At 72.6% G+C, this 16,830-nt stretch carries 15 protein-coding genes; 9 read left to right on the plus strand and 6 right to left on the minus strand.

The annotated features are described in order from the left end of the window. Positions 1–142 precede the first annotated feature (142 nt). The 8 genes from ACZ6ZI_RS31925 to ACZ6ZI_RS31960 all read left to right on the plus strand — a co-directional run bounded on the left by ACZ6ZI_RS31925 (position 143) and on the right by ACZ6ZI_RS31960 (position 8,356). Complete coding sequence (locus tag ACZ6ZI_RS31925; protein ID WP_469526676.1) at positions 143–1,426, plus strand: cytochrome P450 family protein; 1,284 nt, start codon at positions 143–145, stop codon at positions 1,424–1,426. A gap of 32 nt (positions 1,427–1,458) precedes the next feature. Further along, positions 1,459–1,905, plus strand: a complete 447-nt coding sequence (locus ACZ6ZI_RS31930) for an SgcJ/EcaC family oxidoreductase (RefSeq protein ID WP_469526679.1) — start codon at positions 1,459–1,461, stop codon at positions 1,903–1,905. Positions 1,906–1,954: 49 nt separating this feature from the next. Continuing rightward, a complete protein-coding gene (locus ACZ6ZI_RS31935; RefSeq protein WP_363056372.1) occupies positions 1,955–2,419 on the plus strand; it encodes an SgcJ/EcaC family oxidoreductase in 465 nt (154 codons plus the stop codon). A 28-nt stretch (positions 2,420–2,447) separates the two neighbouring features. After that, a complete protein-coding gene (locus ACZ6ZI_RS31940; RefSeq protein ID WP_469526681.1) occupies positions 2,448–3,506 on the plus strand; it encodes a glucose-1-phosphate thymidylyltransferase in 1,059 nt (352 codons plus the stop codon). 107 nt (positions 3,507–3,613) lie between these two features. Then, a complete protein-coding gene (locus ACZ6ZI_RS31945; protein WP_363056368.1) occupies positions 3,614–4,360 on the plus strand; it encodes a DUF2306 domain-containing protein in 747 nt (248 codons plus the stop codon). A gap of 31 nt (positions 4,361–4,391) precedes the next feature. Further along, the gene (locus ACZ6ZI_RS31950; RefSeq protein ID WP_469526685.1) at positions 4,392–5,054 is read left to right on the plus strand and encodes an alpha/beta hydrolase; all 663 of its coding nucleotides are present in this window, start codon (positions 4,392–4,394) and stop codon (positions 5,052–5,054) included. Between the two features lie 306 nt (positions 5,055–5,360). Continuing rightward, positions 5,361–6,659 (plus strand): activator-dependent family glycosyltransferase, encoded by a 1,299-nt coding sequence (locus ACZ6ZI_RS31955; protein ID WP_469526688.1) that lies wholly within the window; start codon positions 5,361–5,363, stop codon positions 6,657–6,659. An 86-nt stretch (positions 6,660–6,745) separates the two neighbouring features. Beyond that, complete coding sequence (locus ACZ6ZI_RS31960; RefSeq protein ID WP_469526690.1) at positions 6,746–8,356, plus strand: MFS transporter; 1,611 nt, start codon at positions 6,746–6,748, stop codon at positions 8,354–8,356. A 105-nt stretch (positions 8,357–8,461) separates the two neighbouring features. Here the strand turns inward: ACZ6ZI_RS31960 and ACZ6ZI_RS31965 are convergent, their stop codons facing one another. Continuing rightward, a complete protein-coding gene (locus tag ACZ6ZI_RS31965) occupies positions 8,462–8,944 on the minus strand; it encodes an SgcJ/EcaC family oxidoreductase (protein ID WP_469526695.1) in 483 nt (160 codons plus the stop codon). Positions 8,945–9,147: 203 nt separating this feature from the next. Here ACZ6ZI_RS31965 and ACZ6ZI_RS31970 point away from each other — a divergent pair, with 203 nt between their 5' ends. Then, complete coding sequence (locus tag ACZ6ZI_RS31970; protein ID WP_469526697.1) at positions 9,148–10,731, plus strand: GMC family oxidoreductase; 1,584 nt, start codon at positions 9,148–9,150, stop codon at positions 10,729–10,731. Positions 10,732–10,827: 96 nt separating this feature from the next. Here the strand turns inward: ACZ6ZI_RS31970 and ACZ6ZI_RS31975 are convergent, their stop codons facing one another. The 5 genes from ACZ6ZI_RS31975 to ACZ6ZI_RS31995 form a co-directional block, all read right to left on the minus strand. After that, positions 10,828–11,994 (minus strand): aminotransferase class V-fold PLP-dependent enzyme, encoded by a 1,167-nt coding sequence (locus ACZ6ZI_RS31975; protein ID WP_469526700.1) that lies wholly within the window; start codon positions 11,992–11,994, stop codon positions 10,828–10,830. Next, positions 11,991–13,916, minus strand: a complete 1,926-nt coding sequence (locus tag ACZ6ZI_RS31980; RefSeq protein WP_469526703.1) for a KedN5 family methylcobalamin-dependent radical SAM C-methyltransferase — start codon at positions 13,914–13,916, stop codon at positions 11,991–11,993. Before ACZ6ZI_RS31980 ends, ACZ6ZI_RS31975 begins: the two co-directional genes overlap by 4 nt. A 162-nt stretch (positions 13,917–14,078) precedes the next feature. Beyond that, positions 14,079–15,227, minus strand: a complete 1,149-nt coding sequence (locus ACZ6ZI_RS31985; RefSeq protein WP_469526705.1) for a DegT/DnrJ/EryC1/StrS family aminotransferase — start codon at positions 15,225–15,227, stop codon at positions 14,079–14,081. Then, positions 15,217–15,759, minus strand: a complete 543-nt coding sequence (locus ACZ6ZI_RS31990) for a carboxymuconolactone decarboxylase family protein (RefSeq protein ID WP_363056351.1) — start codon at positions 15,757–15,759, stop codon at positions 15,217–15,219. Before ACZ6ZI_RS31990 ends, ACZ6ZI_RS31985 begins: the two co-directional genes overlap by 11 nt. 11 nt (positions 15,760–15,770) lie before the next feature. Continuing rightward, complete coding sequence (locus ACZ6ZI_RS31995; protein ID WP_469526708.1) at positions 15,771–16,532, minus strand: thioesterase II family protein; 762 nt, start codon at positions 16,530–16,532, stop codon at positions 15,771–15,773. Positions 16,533–16,830: the final 298 nt, after the last annotated feature.

Below are 16,830 nucleotides of genomic sequence, written 5' to 3' on the forward strand. Positions count from 1 at the left end.
CGCATCTTCCCGATTGCGCACCGCACCGCCGACAACTGCTTTCGGACACGACAGCGCAATCCAGAAGGTGCCCGGACGGCGAGATCGCGCCAATGCTGGGCCCCACGCGCGCTCCCGCGCCCGGAGACAGCCGAGGGGACCCATGACCACGATCGACCTGCTGAGCGAGGCCTTCCAGGCCCACCCCTACCCGGCGTACGCCCTCCTGCGGCAGGACGGCGCCGTGCACCGCACGGCCGGCCCCATGGGCCTGGAGTCTTGGCTCATCACCCGCTACGACGTGGCCCGCGAGGTGTTGGCCGATACACGCTTCTCCAAGGACCCCACCCTCGCCCCCGACTGGCTGCGCAGCATGGGTGCCGGAGGCGAGGAGGGCCCGCTGGGCGCCAACATGCTCAACAGCGACCCGCCCGACCACACCCGCCAGCGCCGCCTGGTCGGCCGGGCGTTCACCCCGCGCCGCATCGAGGCCATGCGCCCGCGGATCCAGGAGATCACCGACGGGCTGCTGGAGTCCCTCGCCGCCGCCGAACGGCCCGACATCGTCGCCCACCTCGCCTTCCCCCTGGCCATCACCGTGATCTGCGAGCTGCTCGGGGTGCCCGAGGCGGACCGCGGCGCCTTCGGGACCTGGACGGACATGGCCCTGTCCCCACCCGTCGACGAGGCGGCCGTACTGCGTCGAAAACAGGGCAACACCGCGATGGAGTCCTACCTGACCGGGCTGCTCGCCACCCTGCGCGCGCGCCTCGACACCCGCCTGCCCGTGGACGCCCAACCCGACCTGCTGAGCGTGCTCATCGCCGCGTCCGAGGGCCGCGAGGGACTCTCGGAGCGGGAGCTCATCGGCATGGCCAAGCTCCTGATCGTCGCCGGGCACAACAACACGGCCAACATGGTCGGCAACGGCGTGCTCGCCCTGCTGCGCGCCCCCGACCAGCTCGCCCTGCTGCGCGAAAGCCCCGACCTGCTGCCCGGGGCCGTCGAGGAACTGCTGCGCTACGACGGCCCCGTGGAGCGCGCGACCTGGCGCTTCACCACCGCCGACACCGAGGTCGCCGGCACCGTCATCCCCGCCGGGTCCGTCGTCGCCGTGGTCCTGGCCGCCGCCGACCGGGACCCGGCGCGCTTCGCGGAGCCCGACCGGCTCGACATCGCCCGTGCCGAACAGGAGAACCTGGCCTTCGGCCACGGCATCCACTACTGCCTGGGCGCGGCGCTGGCCCGCGTCGAGGGCGAGATCGCCTTCGGCTCCCTGCTGCGCCGCTTCCCCGTCCTCGCCCTCGACGAGCGGCCCGAGCGCCTGCGCTGGCGCATCGGCGGCCCGAGCATCACCCGCGGCCTCGCCGCACTGCCGGTGACGTTCACCGAACCGGCCCCCAGCACGTCAGGAGATGCGCGGGCGGAAGGCGCGGGGCAACGATGAACGCGTCCGAGCAGGCAGGCGAAGGAGGAATGGTGACCGCAGCACTGGACGCCTACTACGGGACGTTCACCAGCGAGAAGGAGAAGGAAGCCCTCGGCGTGCCGCTCAGGCTGGTGGCCGCCTGGGCGAGGAACGACGCCGACGGCGTCGCCGACGTCTTCACCGAGGACGGGGTGCTCATCCTGCCGGGCGACGTGTACAAGACCAGCCGCGAGGAGATACGCGCCTTCATGGCGGCCGCGTACGCCGGCCCGTTCAAGGGCAGCGGCGTCACCGGCCAGCCCGTCGACCTGCGCTTCGTCACCGACGACGTGGCGCTGATCCGCACCCACGGCGGGATCCTGCCCCCCGGCGAGTCCGAGATCGACCCGGCCCTCGCCGTCCGCTCCACCTGGACCATCGTCAAGCGCGACGGCGAGTGGCAGCTCACCGCCTACCAGAACAGCCCGCGCGGCGCGGGCGCGACCCTGCGCTGGTGACCGTCGGCCCCCGGCCACAGCCCATCCCCCCGAGAGGCAGGAGACCCCGATGACCGAACGGGCCGCCAAGGCCGCCCTCCTCGTCGAACAGGCGAAGGAGTGGGCCGGCCACTACGGCAGCTTCCCCAACGGCGAGGAAGGAGCCGTCCTCAGCGTGCCGCTGCGCTTCCGCGGGACCTGGGACCGCGGCGACGCCGACGCCCTGGCCGACGTCTTCGCCGACAACGGCAGCCTGCTGCTGGGCGACGACCAGCTCCAGGGCCGCGAGCAGATCCGCACCCGGCTGACCGAGGAGTTCGCGGGCCCCTACCGGGGCACCCGCGTCGTGCACGACCCGGTCTCCGTCCGCTTCATCACCGACGGCGTGGCCGTGGCCGTCACCGAGGGCGGGCTCGTGCGCGCGGAGCAGGACGGGCCGACGCCCGAGGACCAGGTCCGCGCGGTGTGGGTGGTCGTCAAGGACGAAGGCGACTGGAAGCTCTTCTCCTACCAGACCAGCCCCGTCAAGGGCTGACCCACCACGCCCCGCCGGGAGGCACGCTGTGAAAGCACTCGTCCTCGCGGGCGGATCGGGTACGCGCCTTCGCCCGCTCAGCCACTCCATGCCCAAACAGCTCGTGCCCGTCGCCAACAAGCCCGTCCTGGAGTACGTCCTGGAGAACATCCGGGCGGCGGGCGTCGAGGACATCGGCCTGATCGTCGGCCGGTGGGCGGAGGAGTTCGAGCGGGTGCTCGGCGACGGCTCCCGGTTCGGGGCGCGCCTCACCTACATCCGCCAGGACCGCCCGCTCGGCCTGGCCCACTGCGTCCGACTCGCCGGTCCCTTCCTCGGCGACGACGACTTCGTGCTGTACCTCGGTGACATCGTCGTACCCGACGGCATCACCGAGGCGGCCGCGCGGTTCGCGCGGGAACGTCCCGCGGCCCACGTCATGGTCCGCAAGGTGGCGGACCCGCGCGCCTTCGGCGTCGTCGAACTCGACGAGGTCGGGCGGGTCCGGGCCCTGGTCGAAAAACCCCGCCGGCCGCGCAGCGACCTCGCCCTGATGGGCGTGTACTTCTTCACCTCGGCCGTGCACGCGGCGGTCGCGGCGATCGGGCCGGGCGCCCGCGGCGAACTGGAGATCACCGACGCCCTCCAGTGGATGGTCGCCGAGGGCGCCCCGGTCTCGGCCGGCGAACACGACGGCTACTGGCAGGACACCGGCAGCGCCGATGCGCTCCTCGACTGCAACCGTCGTCTGCTCGGCGCCCTGGAGCCGGCCGTCGACGGCGCGGTCGACGGCCTCAGCGTGCTCGACGGCCCCGTGGTGCTGGGTCCCGGAGCCCGGGTCGTCGCCTCCCGGATCACCGGCCCGGCCGTCATCGGCGCGGGGACCCTCGTCGAGCACAGCCGGATCGGCCCCTACACCTCCGTCGGCCGCGACTGCGTGCTCAGCGGGGCGTACGTCGGCGACTCCATCGTCCTCGACGGCGCGACCGTCGCCGACGTGCCCCGCCTGCACGACTCGATCATCGGCCGCTCGGCGACCGTCGGGCCCGCGGGAGCCCACCACCGCCTGGTGGTCGGCGACCACACCCGCGTCGAGATCGCCGCCTGAACCGACTTGAGCAATCTGGAAGAAGAGCGCGACCGCCGCGCTCACTACCGTGTCGCAGATACGGCACTCAGCCTCCGCTTCCCCAGCCCGCGCAGGAGTGTGCGCCCATGACTCAGACCGATCCGGCCCACGTGACCGACAGACAGGCGCCGGACCCCGTGGGCGCCACCGCCGGCCCGGCGTCCTCCGTTTCCTGGCTGCGCCGGCCCTGGACGCTGCCGCTGGCCCTGGTGATCGCGGCCTTCCTCGTCTACACCTGGCCGCGCTACCTGGGCCTGGATCCGGCCGAGTCGCTGATCCCCGTCAACCCGGGGTTCGCCGGCCATTACGCCTTCCTGGTGGCGCACATCGTGTTCGGGACCGTCGCCATCGTCACGGCGGGCCTCCAGATGTGGCCGTGGCTGCGCCGCGAGCACCCGGCCGTGCACCGCGCGAGCGGGCGCGCGTACGTCATCGGCGGCATGGTGCCGTCCGCGACGCTCTCCCTGGTGATCATGCCCTTCGGCACGCTGACCGGCCTCGGAGCCGTGGGCACCACGCTCTGGGCGGCCCTGTCGCTGGTGGTCACCATCGGCGGGTTCCGCGCGGCGCGCGCCCGCCGCTACGAGACCCACCGGGTACTGATGATCTACAGCTTCGCGCTGTGCATGGGCGTGGTGACGGGCCGGATCTTCTTCAACGCGGTCTGGTACGGAACCGCGCTGATACCCGACTTCAACTACGAACTCCTGCCCATACTGGCTCAGTTGGCCGGGTTCTGGGCGAACTGGATCGTCACCCTCCTGGCCGCACACTGGTGGCTGCGCCGTACCTCCGCCCGCCGGGCGGCGGTCGCGGTGGCGGCCGGGGCCTGAGCACACGCACCAACCGGAAGGACCAATTCACATGACGACCTTCGTGTTGATCCACGGAGCCGAAGACGGCGCCTGGAGCTGGCACCTGGTGGAAGCCGCGCTGCGCGAGCGCGGCCACGACGTGGTCGCCGTAGACCTGCCCAGCGAGGACGAGAGCGCGACCTACAGCGAGTACGCCGACGCCGTCGTCGAGGCCGTCGGCGACCGCACCGACCTCGTCGTGGCGGGCCACTCCCTGGGCGGCTTCACCGCCCCCATCGTGGCCGAGCGCACGGGCGCCGACCTCATCGTGTTCGTGTCCGGGATGATCCCGCGGCCCGGCGAGACCCCGAACGAGTGGTGGCAGAACACCGGCCACAACGACCTCGTCTACGAACCCGCCGAAGGCGAGGACGAGAACGCGCAGTTCTACCACGACGTCCCGCCGGAGCTGGCCGCCGAGGCCCTGCGCCGGGCGCGGATCCAGCAGCAGACCCCGATGGACCGGGTCTGGCCGCTGGAGACGTGGCCGTCCATCCCCTCCCGGGTCCTGATCGGCCGTGACGACCGCTTCATGCCCGAGGAGTGGAGCCGCCAGGTCGCCAAGGACCGCCTCGGCGTCGAGGCGGACGCCATCGACGGCGGCCACTGCCTGCCGCTCAGCCGCCCGCAGGAGGTCGCGGACGTCCTGGAGGCCTACGCCGCCGAGGTGTAGTCGGATGTGACATCCCCGGGAGCCTCCCGGGCCGTGGGGCCGTGCGCGCACACGCGCACGGCCCCACCGTCGTTCCCGCCCACCGTCGTTCCCGCCCGCCGCCCGCCGCAGCAGCCCGCGCCCGCCGCCCGCAGCAGTAGCCCGCGCCCGCCGCCCGCCCGCGGAAACCGGGCAATCCAGAAGATGCCCGACCCGCCGCCCCGGTGCGACGCTCGACGCCGGCGCTCCTGTCGGCACGCCCCGGCACCCCGGGGGCCGGGCCGTCCGGGCCGGTCGAGGTCGTTCCCGCTACCGGAAGGGACTCCCATGCGTGTCCTGTTCGTCTCCTGCCTGAACAAATCGCAGCTGTACCTCCTGGCCCCATTGGCCTGGTCGATGCAGACCGCGGGGCACGAGGTGCGCGTCGCGAGCCATCCCGACCTCGCCGGCGACATCGCCGGCCTCGGCCTCATGCCCGTGCCCGTCGGCGAACCCGCCGGCCACCTCGGACAGGACCTCGCCGACGCCGAACCCGAGGACGGGCCCACCGTCGAGAGCGCACCCGCGGGCGCCGCCCCGGGCACCCTGCGCCCCACCTCCCGGCAGAGCGAGTACGGCTGGGACGACCCGTACGCCGAGTACGTTTCCCTGGCCACCGAGTTCTTCCCGCTGCTGTCCCCCGAGTCCACCTTCGACGACCTCGTCGCCTTCGCCCGCCGCTGGCGGCCCGACCTGGTCGTCTGGAACACCCTGTCCTTCGCCGGCCCCGTCGCCGCCCGCGCCTGCGGCGCCGCGCACGCCCGGTTCCTGTGGGGCGTCGACACCCTCGGACAGCTGCACACCGCCGTCGCCCCCGAACTGGCCCACCGCCACGACCCCATGCGGGCCTGGCTGGAGCCGATCCTCAAGCGCCACGGCCACGAGTTCGACGAAGAGATGGTCCTCGGCCAGTGGACCATCGACCCCTCCCCGGACTGGATCCACCACCCCAAGGGCATCCACCACGTCCCGGTGCGCCCCGTCGCCTTCAACGGCCCCGTGCAGTCGCCCGACTGGGTCTACGACCCGCCCGAGCGACGCCGCGTGTGCCTGACCCTCGGCTTCTCCCACCGCGAGTCCCACGGCATAGAGGCCTCGGCGGCCGAACTCCTCGAAGCGGTGGCCGACATCGACGCCGAGGTCGTCGCCACCTTCTCCGGCCGCCAGCTCGACGCGGGCACCACCATCCCCGACAACGTCCGGCTGGTGGACTTCGTCCCGCTCACCACCCTGCTGCCCACCTGCTCGGCCATCGTCCACCACGGCGGACCCGGCACCTTCATCACCGCCGTCGAGCACGGCGTCCCCCAGCTGATCGTGCCCGGCACGTACTGGAGCGAGAAGTGGTGGGCGCCCGTGGCCCACGCCAACGGCCTCCAGGACGAGGGCGCCGGCCTGTACGTCGCGGACTCCGACCAGATCACCGCCGAACTCCTGCGCGCCCAACTGCTGCGCGTCCTCGACGACCCCTCCTTCGCCGCCAACGCCGCCCGGCTGCGCACCCAGCGCCTGGGCACCCCGAGCCCGAACGAGATCGTCCCCCTGCTGGAGCGCCTGACCGCGCGCCACCGCGCCGCCCGCCCCTGAGGTCGCGAGCCCCCGAGGCCGGACGCCCCCCACGGACCAAGCCCCTGTCCGAAGCGACGAAGTGACGTACACCGGGAAGGAAAACCATGGAAACAGCCCCCGAGACCGGAGGCCCCCCGGCCCCCAGGGCCACCCGGAGGGAGTGGATCGGGCTGGCGGTCCTCGCCCTGCCCACCACCCTGCTCGCCCTCGACCTGGGCGTGCTGTACCTGGCGCTGCCGCACCTGAGCGCCGACCTCGACCCCAGCAGCACCCAACAGCTGTGGATCATGGACATCTACGCGTTCATGATCGCGGGGTTCCTCATCACCATGGGCACCCTCGGCGACCGCATCGGCCGCCGCCGCCTCCTGCTGATCGGCGCCGCCGCCTTCGGCGTGGCCTCCGTGCTGGCGGCGTACTCCACCAGCGCCGAGATGCTCATCGTCACCCGCGCCCTACTGGGCATCGCGGGCGCCACCCTCGGCCCCTCGACGCTGGCCCTGATCAGCAACATGTTCCAGGACGAGAAGCAGCGCGGCATGGCCATCGCGATCTGGATGAGCTGCTTCATGGCCGGAACCGCCGTCGGCCCCGTCATCGGCGGGGCGCTCCTGGAGTACTTCTGGTGGGGCTCGGTGTTCCTGCTGGGCGTACCGGTCATGGTGATCCTGCTCGTGGCGGGCCCCCGGCTGCTGCCCGAGTACCGCGACCCGGAGCCCGGCCGGCTCGACCTCGCCAGCGTCGCGCTGTCCCTGACGGCCATCCTGCCCGTCATCTACGCCCTCAAGGAGGTGGCCGCGCACGGCGTCTCGGCCACCGCCCTCGCCGCGGGAGCCGTCGGCATCGCGAGCGCGGTCGTGTTCGTGGCCCGGCAGCGCCGGCTCACCACGCCCCTGCTCGACATCGGCCTCTTCCGCAGCCGCTCCTTCAGCGGGGCCCTGGCCGTCATGCTGATCGGCACCGCCACCCTGGGCGGCGTCGGCCTGTTCGTCACCCAGTACCTCCAGATGGTCGACGGCCTCTCCCCCCTGGCCGCCGGCCCGTGGATGCTGCCCTCGGCCCTGGGCACCGTCGTCGGAGCGATGCTGGCGCCCGCGGTGGCGCAGCGGATCGGCACCGGCCAGGTTATCGCGGCCGGCGCGGCCCTCTCGGCCGTCGGCGGCCTGCTCCTGACCCAGGTGGGCAGCGGATCCGGCGCCCTGCCGGTGATCGCCTGCTTCACGCTGATCTTCTTCGGGCTCGGTCCGATGGCGGCGCTCAGCACCGACCTGGTCGTCGGCGCGGCCCCGCCCGAGAAGGCGGGATCGGCCGCCTCGACCTCGGAGACCAGCAGCGAGCTGGGCGTCGCCCTCGGGGTCGCCCTGCTGGGCAGCGTCGGCACGGCCGTCTACCGCGCCGAGGCCGCCGACACCCTGCCGGCCGGGCTGCCCGCCGGGGCCGCCGACGCGGCGCGCGAGTCCCTCGCCGGGGCCTCGGCGGCAGCCGCCGACCTGTCCGAGTCGGTCGCCGCCACCCTCCTGGGCCCGGCCCGGGAGGCCTTCACGAGCGGCCTCAACAGCGTCGCCGGTGCCAGCGCCGCCTCGATGGTGGTGCTGATCGCCCTCGCCTGGGGCCTGCTGCGCTCCCGCGCCGCGGACACCCCGGCCGAAGCCGCCCCGCAGGGCGCGGACGCCCCGGTCGAGGGCGCCCCGGCCCCGGCCGCGCCGGGCGCCTGACGGCCGGCACGCCGCGCGAAGGGCCCCGTACGGTCGCCCGGTCCACCGGACCGACCGTACGGGGCCCTTCGCGTCGCCGGACCCCGGTCGCGGGCGCGGTCGTGCTCAGCCGTTGATCGGGCTGCTCTGGTGCGAGAACAGCCGCAGGTCGCCCTCGCCCTCACGGACGATGACCCAGGTGGCCCGGATCCGGCGCTGCGGGGCGACCTCGGTCTCCCCGTCCAGGACGATCCCGCCCTCGGTGACGGCCAGCGCCACGCCGTCGGACAGGAACTTCAGCGACAGCGGGTAGCCGGTCACGTGGGCGCCCTTGTAGATGCCGCCGAACCCCTGCGTCATGTAGGAGCGGATCTCCTCGCGGCTCGTCAGCTGGTCGTCCTGCATCAGCAGACTGCCGTTCTCGGAGAAGCAGTCCGCGAAGACGTCGCCGTCGTTCGCCGCCCAGGCGGCCTGCACCCGCAGGGCCACCGACAGCACCGCCTTCTCGTCGGGGGACGTGAACGAGCGGTAGTAGTCGACGTCCTCCTCCACACCGGCGGCGGCGAGAAGCTCGGCTGCGTTGCCCCAGGACGTGGCGGTCTCGCTCATGCTGGATCTCCTTGTCGTATGCGGGTCGGTTCCGGGCGAACCCCACGCCACATCGTCACACCCGCCGGGGCGCCGCACGTCTTCGCGATTGCGCTCTGCCGTACCCGCCAACTCCCTTTCACACCAACCCGTTTGGGCACTCCAGGAGAAGCCGCCCCGAGCCCGCTGCGCGATTCTTGAGCCAAACGTCCGAGGAGGGGTTCATGTACGACTACGTCATCGTCGGCGGCGGCTCGGCAGGCGCGGTGCTCGCGGCCCGGCTCAGCGAGGACCCGCAGATCCAGGTGTGCCTCGTGGAAGCCGGCCCGGTGGACTCGGCCGAACAGATCCACGTGCCCGCGGCCTTCGCGAAGCTGTTCCGCACCCGGCTCGACTGGGACTACGACACGCATGACGAACCGCACCTGAACCGCCGCCGCCTCTACCTCCCGCGCGGCCGCGTGCTCGGCGGCACCAGCTCCATCAACACCCAGATCTACATCCGGGGCAACCGCGCCGACTACGACGCCTGGGACCAGCCCGGCTGGAGCTACGCGGAACTGCTCCCCTACTTCAAGCGCTCCGAGGACAACGAGCGCGGCGCCGACGCCTACCACGCCACCGGCGGACCCCTCGCCGTCTCCGACGGCCGCGCGGAGAACCCCATGTCCACCGCCTTCGTCGAGGCGGCCGTCGAGGCCGGGTACACGGCCAACGACGACTTCAACGGAGCCTCCCAGGAGGGCTTCGGCGCCTTCCAGCTCAACCAGCGCGACGGCCGCCGCGCCAGCACCGCGACCGCCTTCCTCCACCCGGTCCTCGACCGCCCCAACCTCACCGTCGAGACCAACCTCCAGGTGCACCGGGTCGTCATCGAGGACGGCCGCGCCACCGGCGTCGTCGGCCACCGCCTCGACGAACTGATCACCCTGCGCGCCGAACGCGAGGTCGTCCTCTCCGCGGGCACCTACAACTCCCCGCAGCTGCTCCAGCTCTCCGGCATCGGCCCCGCCGCCCTGCTCGGCGCCCTCGGCATCCCGGTCGTCCTCGACCAGCCGCTGGTCGGCCAGAACCTCCAGGACCACGTCCTGATCCCGCTGGTCTACCCGCACGAGCACCCGATCAGCATGCTCGCCGCCGGCACCCCCGAGAACTTCCAGCGCTTCCTCGCCGAAGGCCGCGGACCGCTCACCTCCAACGGCCCCGAGGTCGGCGGCTTCGTCCGCACCGACGCCTCCCTCGACGCCCCCGACGTCGAATACCTCGCCGCCCCCGTCATGTTCACCGACGGCGGCCTCGGCGTACCCACCGCCCACGCCTTCACCTTCGGGCCCTCCCTGCTGACCCCGCGCAGCCGCGGATCGGTCGGCCTCGCCTCCGAGGACCCCACCGCCAAGCCGCGGATCCAGCACAACTACTTCGCCGACGAGGCCGACCTCGACACGGCCGTGGCCGCCCTGCGCATCGCCCTCGACATCGCCGACCAGAAGGCCCTGCGCCCCTACACCGCCACCCCGTACCTGCCGCCCGCCTCGGCCTCCGACGCCGACCTGCGCGCCTACGCCCTGCGGGTCACGCACTCCATCTTCCACCCCACCTCCACCTGCGCCATCGGCTCCGTCGTCGACGCCGAGCTCAAGGTCCTCGGCATCGAGGGACTGCGCGTGGTCGACGCCTCCGTCATGCCGAACGTGGTCCGCGGCAACACCAACGCGCCCACCATCGCCATCGCCGAGAAGGCCGCCGACCTCATCCGGGGCCGGCGCGCCCCGGCCGACACCGCGCGGACCGACGCCGCCGCGGCCTGAGGCCACACGCGAAGGGGGCGGGCCGGCGGTTCGACCGCCGGCCCGCCCCCTTCGCGTTCCGCCTTCCTCCCACCCGGCGGCCGAAGCCCGCCGTGCTCAGCGTCCGCCGCGCTCGCGGTACGCGCGGATCTGCGCGCACACCAGGTCCACGTCGTCCTCGTTGTTGAAGTGGTGGAACGAGATCCGCGCGAAGGCCCCGCGCGGGGCGATCCGCACCTCCCGCGACACCAGCCACGCGGACAACGCCTGCGGATCCGGATCGCACAACGCCAGGTGCGCGCCCCGGTCCCGCGGGTCCGAGGGACCCGCCAGCGTCTCGCCCGCCTCCGTCAGCAGGGCGGCGGCCCGCGCCGTCAACCCCGCCACGTGCCGCCGCACGCGGGCCGGATCCGCCCGCTCCAGCAGCCGCAGCGCCGCCGCGGCCGCGTACGCGGCGGGCACCGCGTGGTTGCCGGTCTCCAGCCGCCGCGCCCCGTCCGCGAAGTCGAGTGTGTACGGGTCGAAGGCGTCCGGGTCGACCCGACCGAACCACCCGGTCAGCAACGGCTCCCGCTCGTCGGCCAGCCCCGGGCGCACGTACAGGAACGCCAACCCGGGCACCCCCAGCATGTACTTCTGGGAGCCGGTCACCAGGTAGTCCACGTCCCACGCGGCCACGTCCACCGGCTCCACCCCCACCGACTGGTAGGCGTCGACGAAGACCCGCGCGCCGGACGCGTGCGCCAGCGCCGCGATCCGCGCCACCGGCAGCCGCACCCCCCGCAGGAACGTCGTCGAGGGCAGGAACACCAGCGAGGTCCGCTCGTCGATCGCCTCCGCGTACCCCCGCACCACCTCCTCCGGCTCGCCCGCCGGCACGAACACCACCTCGGCGCCCAACCGGCGCTGTGCCAGGGCCACGTGCGCGATCGTGGGGAAGTCCTCCGCCGACACCACCAGCCGCGGCCGGCGGACCAGGTCCGCCGTGCACACCGCCAGGTACGCGCCCTGCGTGGCGTGGGGCACCACCGCCACGTCGGCCGGCTTCGCCCCGAGCAGACCCGCGAGGCGGGCGCGCGCGTCGTCGATCTCCACCTCCCACTCCGGCCACGGGGACGCGGTGCGGTACATCGCCCCGAACACGGCGCGCAGCGACTCCTCGACGTCCGTCGAGGGCGCCCCCAGACTGCACGACGACAGGTGCGTGAGCCGGCGCAGCACCGGGAAGCGCTCCCGGAACGCCGCCGGGTCCAGCGACCCCGGCCCCGCGTCGGGCGCGCTCACGAGCACCCGCCGTGGTCGCTCACCAGCTCCGACGTGGCGGCGGGGGTGTCCAGGGCCGCGGCGTTGGCGAGCGCCTCCTCCTTCGGCATCCCCATGTAGTGGATGATCACCTCGTGGTTGGTCGAGGTCACCGCGTTGTGCGAACCCGTCCGGTAGTACAGGTCCAGGGACGTCGGCGACGGCCGCAGGTCGGCCTCCCGGTCCGCGCGCAGCGCCGCGACGATCGCCGGCACGTCGTACTCCAGCTTCACGTCCTCGCGCACGTGGTATCCCTCGCCCCGCAGGGACACCACCGGCAGCGCGTCCTCCGGCGGGACCGGCAGGTCCGGGTCGTGGTACACGGGGTGCGTCAGCAGGTCGAAGCGGAAGATCTCGTCCACCACCGGGGCCACCTCCGCGGGCAGCTTCGGCCGGATCTCCGAGGCCCACCAGCGCAGCAGCAGTTCGCGCGAGTCCGCGTCGGTGTAGAAGAGGGTCACGCCCTGGGCGATGTCCCCCGTACCGCCGATCGCGCTCGCCATCGCGGCCCGCAGCGGCTCGGCCGCCGGGTCGCCCGACTCCTCGATGTAGGAGCCGATGCTGCGCAGCGCCTCCGACTGGGTGATGCCGCCCAACTCGCGCAGCCCCACCCACGTCGAGCGCAGCACGCACATCTCGGCGACCACGCGCGCCCAGTACAGGAACCGCTGCATCTGCTGGTTCTGGGCGAAGGTGACGGTGTTGTTCGCCAGCATGTACTCGAAGTCGTCGTTGTCACCGCGCACCGAGATGATCCCGTACCGGGACTTCTGTTCCGTGTAGTCGGTGTTGGGCAGCATCAGCATCGGGTAGCAGGCGATGCGCGACACCCGGCGCGAGAGCTTGTCGTAGCCCTCCATGAAGGACTCCACCGTCTCGCCCGGGGCTCCCCAGATCAGCTCCGCGTACAGGTCGAGCCCCTCCTTGCCCAGCCACTCGGCGAGGTCCTCCCACGCGTTGACCTTCATGTTCTTGCGGTTCATGAGGTTCAGCGTGTTGTCGTCGAGGGTCTGCAACGCCAGTGTGAACGAGCTGCGCATGCCGGCCTTCTTCATCTTGCTGACGATCTCGAAGAACGACTTGGACTTGTTCTTCGCCCAGGAGGTCTCCAGCGCGCGCGGGAAGCCGTACTGCTCGCGCAGCTCGATCAGGTCGTCCATGAAGTCGACGTCGCTGCGCAGCAGCCCGAAGTTCGCGTCGCACAGCACGATCGTGTGGACCTGGTGCTTGGCGAACAGCTCCAGTTCCTCGCGGAGCCGGTCCCGGGAGAACGCCCGGACCTTCTGCCCGATCGCCCCGCCCCAGTAGCAGAAGGCGCATTTGTAGGGGCATCCGCGATTCGTCTCCATGATGGCGACGTCATAGCGGAAATCGCCCTTCTCGTCCGTGAGCTCCAGGGCTCCGGTCAGGAAGGGCGACGGAATGTCGTCCAGGTTCTCGATCCGCGCCCGGTCCTCGTTCTTCACCGGAAGACCCTCGGGACTCTGATAGGTCAGACCGGTGATCGAACCGAGTTCGCGCGGAGAGGTCCCGTCGAGCCGGGCGGACAGGATGTCCCGGAATACGAACTCGCCCTCGCCGTTCACCACGATGTCGACTTCCGGGAACATCCGGAACACCCGGCTGCCCTGGTGCGCCACGTGCGTGCCGCCCATCACCACCCAGCCGTCGGGGTTGAGCTGCTTGAACGTCTCCGCCAGGGAGCCGAAGGTCCGGAAGTTCCAACCGAGCACGGAGAACGCCAGCACGTCCGGAACACCGTCCCGGAACATTTCGTTCGCCATGCTGGAGAGGGTCTTTCCGCCCCGGTAGTTCAGGATCTTTATCTCGGCTTCCCTGGCTATCCGCTCATCGGCCAGGGCCGTGGATTTCATGTACCCCATGGCGAGCGGCATGGATTCCATAGGAGAATCCCAGACGCTCTGCTGAACCAGGTAAACCAGGGCTTTCTCACGCGGCATCGTCAGGACTCCCTTGATTCTGCACTCCGGCAGCGGTTCGATTGCTCAAGGGTGGCCGTGGCGTGGTGAGCGGAACATCTTCGAGGATGCGCAAACGCCTCCCCGTCAGCCCGTCCGGGTAAAGGCTTTCTCAAGCGCGGTGACGACGCGGTCGACCTGTCCCGCGGAAAGGTGCGGCCCGATCGGCAGGCTCAGCACCTCGTCGGCCAGCCGCTCGGACAGCGGGAAGGAGCCGACCGGCAGGCCGGCGTCGGCGTACGCGCCCGAGCGGTGCACCGGCACCGGATAGTGGATCAGCGTCTCGACCCCGGCCTCGGCCAGCAGCCGCCGCACCTCCTCCCGCCGCGCGCAGCGCACGACGAACAGGTGCCACACCGGATCCGCCCAGGACGCGGGTCGGGGCGGTTCCACCCCGGACAACCCCTCGAAGGCCTCCAGGTACCGCCGCGCCACCGCCGCCCGGCGCGCGTTCCACTCGTCGAGGACGGTCAGCTTCACGCGCAGGACGGCCGCCTGGAGCTCGTCCAGGCGGGAGTTGGTGCCCCGGACCTCGTGCCGGTACTTCACCTCGCTGCCGTAGTTGCGCAGCAGCCGGATCCGGCGGGCCAGGTCCCCGTCCGAGGTGACCACCGCCCCCGCGTCCCCGACCGCCCCCAGGTTCTTGCCCGGGTAGAGGCTGAAGGCCGCCGTCGAGTCACCCGAGCCCACGCGGCTCCCGTACGCCAGGGCGCCGGGCGCCTGCGCCGCGTCCTCCACCACGGCCAGCCCGTACCGCCGCGCGAGGGCGCGCAGGGCCCGCAGGTCGGCCGGATGCCCGTAGAGGTGCACCGGCAGGACCGCCCGGGTCCGGGGCGTGACGGCGTCCGCGACCCGGTCGGCGTCCAGGGTGAAGGTGTGCGCGTCGACCTCGACCGGCACCGGCCGGGCCCCGGTGGCGGAAACCGCGAGCCAGGTCGCCACGAAGGTGTGGGCGGGCACGATCACCTCGTCGCCCGCCCCGATGCCCAGGCCGCGCAGGATCAGTTCCAGCGCGGAGCCGCCGTCGCCCACCGAGACGCAGTGCGCGCCGCCGCACCAGGCCGCGAACTCCTCCTCGAACGCCTCCACCTCGGGCCCCAGGACGAAGCGGCCCGAGCCCATCACCCGGGCCCAGGCCGCGTCGAGGCCGTCACGCAGTTCCGCGTAGGGCGCCCGCAGGTCCAGGAAGGGGACCGGCGGTTCCCCCGCGGCGGTCCGTTCCGGTTCAGCGATCACCGAGATAGCCCCGACTGACGATCCTGCGGGCCGACTCGCAGTAGTAGCCCTCGCTGTCGGGGAGCTTGGTCGCCAGGCCGTCGACGTACCGGTTGAACATGCAGAACGCGGCCGCGATCAGCACGGTGTCGTGGATGTCGGCGTCGTTCGCCCCCTCGGCGCGGGCCGCCTCCACCGCCGCGTCGCTCACCGGGCCGACCTGTCCCCGCACCTCGGCGGCGATGCGCAGCAGCGCGCGGATCCTGGCGCCTATGGGGGCCGTGTCGGGGTCGGCGAGCACGGCCTTGACGAGCTCCTGGCCGCCGGGCAGTTGGGCGGCGGCGAAGGCGCGGTGCGAGTCGGAGCAGAAACGGGTGCCGTTGAGCTCGGAGACGTACGCGGCGATCAGCTCCCGGTCGCCGCAGCCGAGCGACGGCGTCGACACCCGCAGCAGCGCGTTGGCCAGGGCGCCGAGCGGCCCGGCGGTGTCCGGTCGCTGGGTCAGCAGGCCGCTGATGCCGGGCAGGTCGTTGTCCAGGGAGATGTGGGGCATGGTGGTTCCCTTCAGGAGCGGTACGGCGCGCCGGCGCCGGCGGGCACGGGCGTCGGCGCGGACAGGGTCGCGAACAGCCGCAGCGGAGGGTGCGCGTTGAGGTAGAGGCGGCCGCCCGGCACGGTATACCCCCGGTGCCCGCGACGGGTCAACAGGGCCCAGGAGGCGGTGTCCCGCGCGGTGACGTGCGGATCGCCGACCCCGACCACCGTGGTCACCGGGCAGTCGAGCGGCGGCCCCTGCCGGTACACGTAGCCGTCCAGCATCCGGTGGTCCGCGGTGACGTACGGCATGACCATCCGGCGCAGCGCCGGGTCGAGGAGCCCGCCCCCGTCACGACCGCCGATCTCCACCAGGGCGGCGGCGACGGCGTCGTGTCCGTGCTGGGTCCGGCACGCGCCGAGTCCCGTACGGGTCTGCGGGGCGTGCGCTCCGGAGGCGAACAGGTGGCCCGCCGGCGTGCCGGCCCGCTGGAGCCGCCGGGCGGTCTCGAAGGCCACCCAGGCGCCGAGGCTGTGCCCGAACAGGGCGACCGGACGGTCCGTCAGCGGCGCGACGGCGCGGGCGATCTCGGCCGCCAGCCGGTGCACGTCGGTCGGGCAGGGTTCGTTCGACCGGGGGCCGCGCCCCGGATAGCGCACCGCGTACACCTCGGTGCCGGTGAGGCCCTCGCCCCACGTGTCGAAGAGGCGGGCCGAACCCCCTTCGTGGGGGAAACAGACCAGCCGCCATCCCGCGCCGGGGCGGGGGGTCGTGCGCTCCAGCCATCTCATGGGGGGCGTGGGCGCCGACCGATCAGGGCCAGCCGATGTCGTCGGGCCCGTGGGCGACGGCGGCGGCGGTGAGGCGGGCAACGCGAAGGACGGTACGCATGGCGTCTCCTCGATGAGTCGGACTCGGCGGGAGTCGCGGAGTTCGCGACGGCCAGGAACCTAGTGGAGCCGGCAGAGGTTGGCAATGAATTGCCAGACTTTGGCAACTTGGTGCACCGGCGGTGGAGCGGCCTTGCGCGCGGGCGCGTGAAGGGGCGTACGGGGGGTGCGGACGGACCCTCGGGCGGCTCGTCGGGCG

Source organism: Streptomyces sp. NPDC103540, from assembly GCF_055584445.1.

What these genes read in the sequence shown, in the direction of transcription:
- ACZ6ZI_RS31970 (WP_469526697.1), top strand. Translation starts at nt 9,148, where the DNA reads ATGTACGACTACGTCATCGTCGGCGGCGGCTCGGCAGGCGCGGTGCTC.
- ACZ6ZI_RS31950 (WP_469526685.1), top strand. Translation starts at nt 4,392, where the DNA reads ATGACGACCTTCGTGTTGATCCACGGAGCCGAAGACGGCGCCTGGAGC.
- ACZ6ZI_RS31980 (WP_469526703.1), bottom strand. Translation starts at nt 13,916, where the DNA reads ATGGAATCCATGCCGCTCGCCATGGGGTACATGAAATCCACGGCCCTG.
- ACZ6ZI_RS31955 (WP_469526688.1), top strand. Translation starts at nt 5,361, where the DNA reads ATGCGTGTCCTGTTCGTCTCCTGCCTGAACAAATCGCAGCTGTACCTC.
- ACZ6ZI_RS31960 (WP_469526690.1), top strand. Translation starts at nt 6,746, where the DNA reads ATGGAAACAGCCCCCGAGACCGGAGGCCCCCCGGCCCCCAGGGCCACC.
- ACZ6ZI_RS31945 (WP_363056368.1), top strand. Translation starts at nt 3,614, where the DNA reads ATGACTCAGACCGATCCGGCCCACGTGACCGACAGACAGGCGCCGGAC.
- ACZ6ZI_RS31925 (WP_469526676.1), top strand. Translation starts at nt 143, where the DNA reads ATGACCACGATCGACCTGCTGAGCGAGGCCTTCCAGGCCCACCCCTAC.
- ACZ6ZI_RS31995 (WP_469526708.1), bottom strand. Translation starts at nt 16,532, where the DNA reads ATGAGATGGCTGGAGCGCACGACCCCCCGCCCCGGCGCGGGATGGCGG.
- ACZ6ZI_RS31935 (WP_363056372.1), top strand. Translation starts at nt 1,955, where the DNA reads ATGACCGAACGGGCCGCCAAGGCCGCCCTCCTCGTCGAACAGGCGAAG.
- ACZ6ZI_RS31990 (WP_363056351.1), bottom strand. Translation starts at nt 15,759, where the DNA reads ATGCCCCACATCTCCCTGGACAACGACCTGCCCGGCATCAGCGGCCTG.
- ACZ6ZI_RS31965 (WP_469526695.1), bottom strand. Translation starts at nt 8,944, where the DNA reads ATGAGCGAGACCGCCACGTCCTGGGGCAACGCAGCCGAGCTTCTCGCC.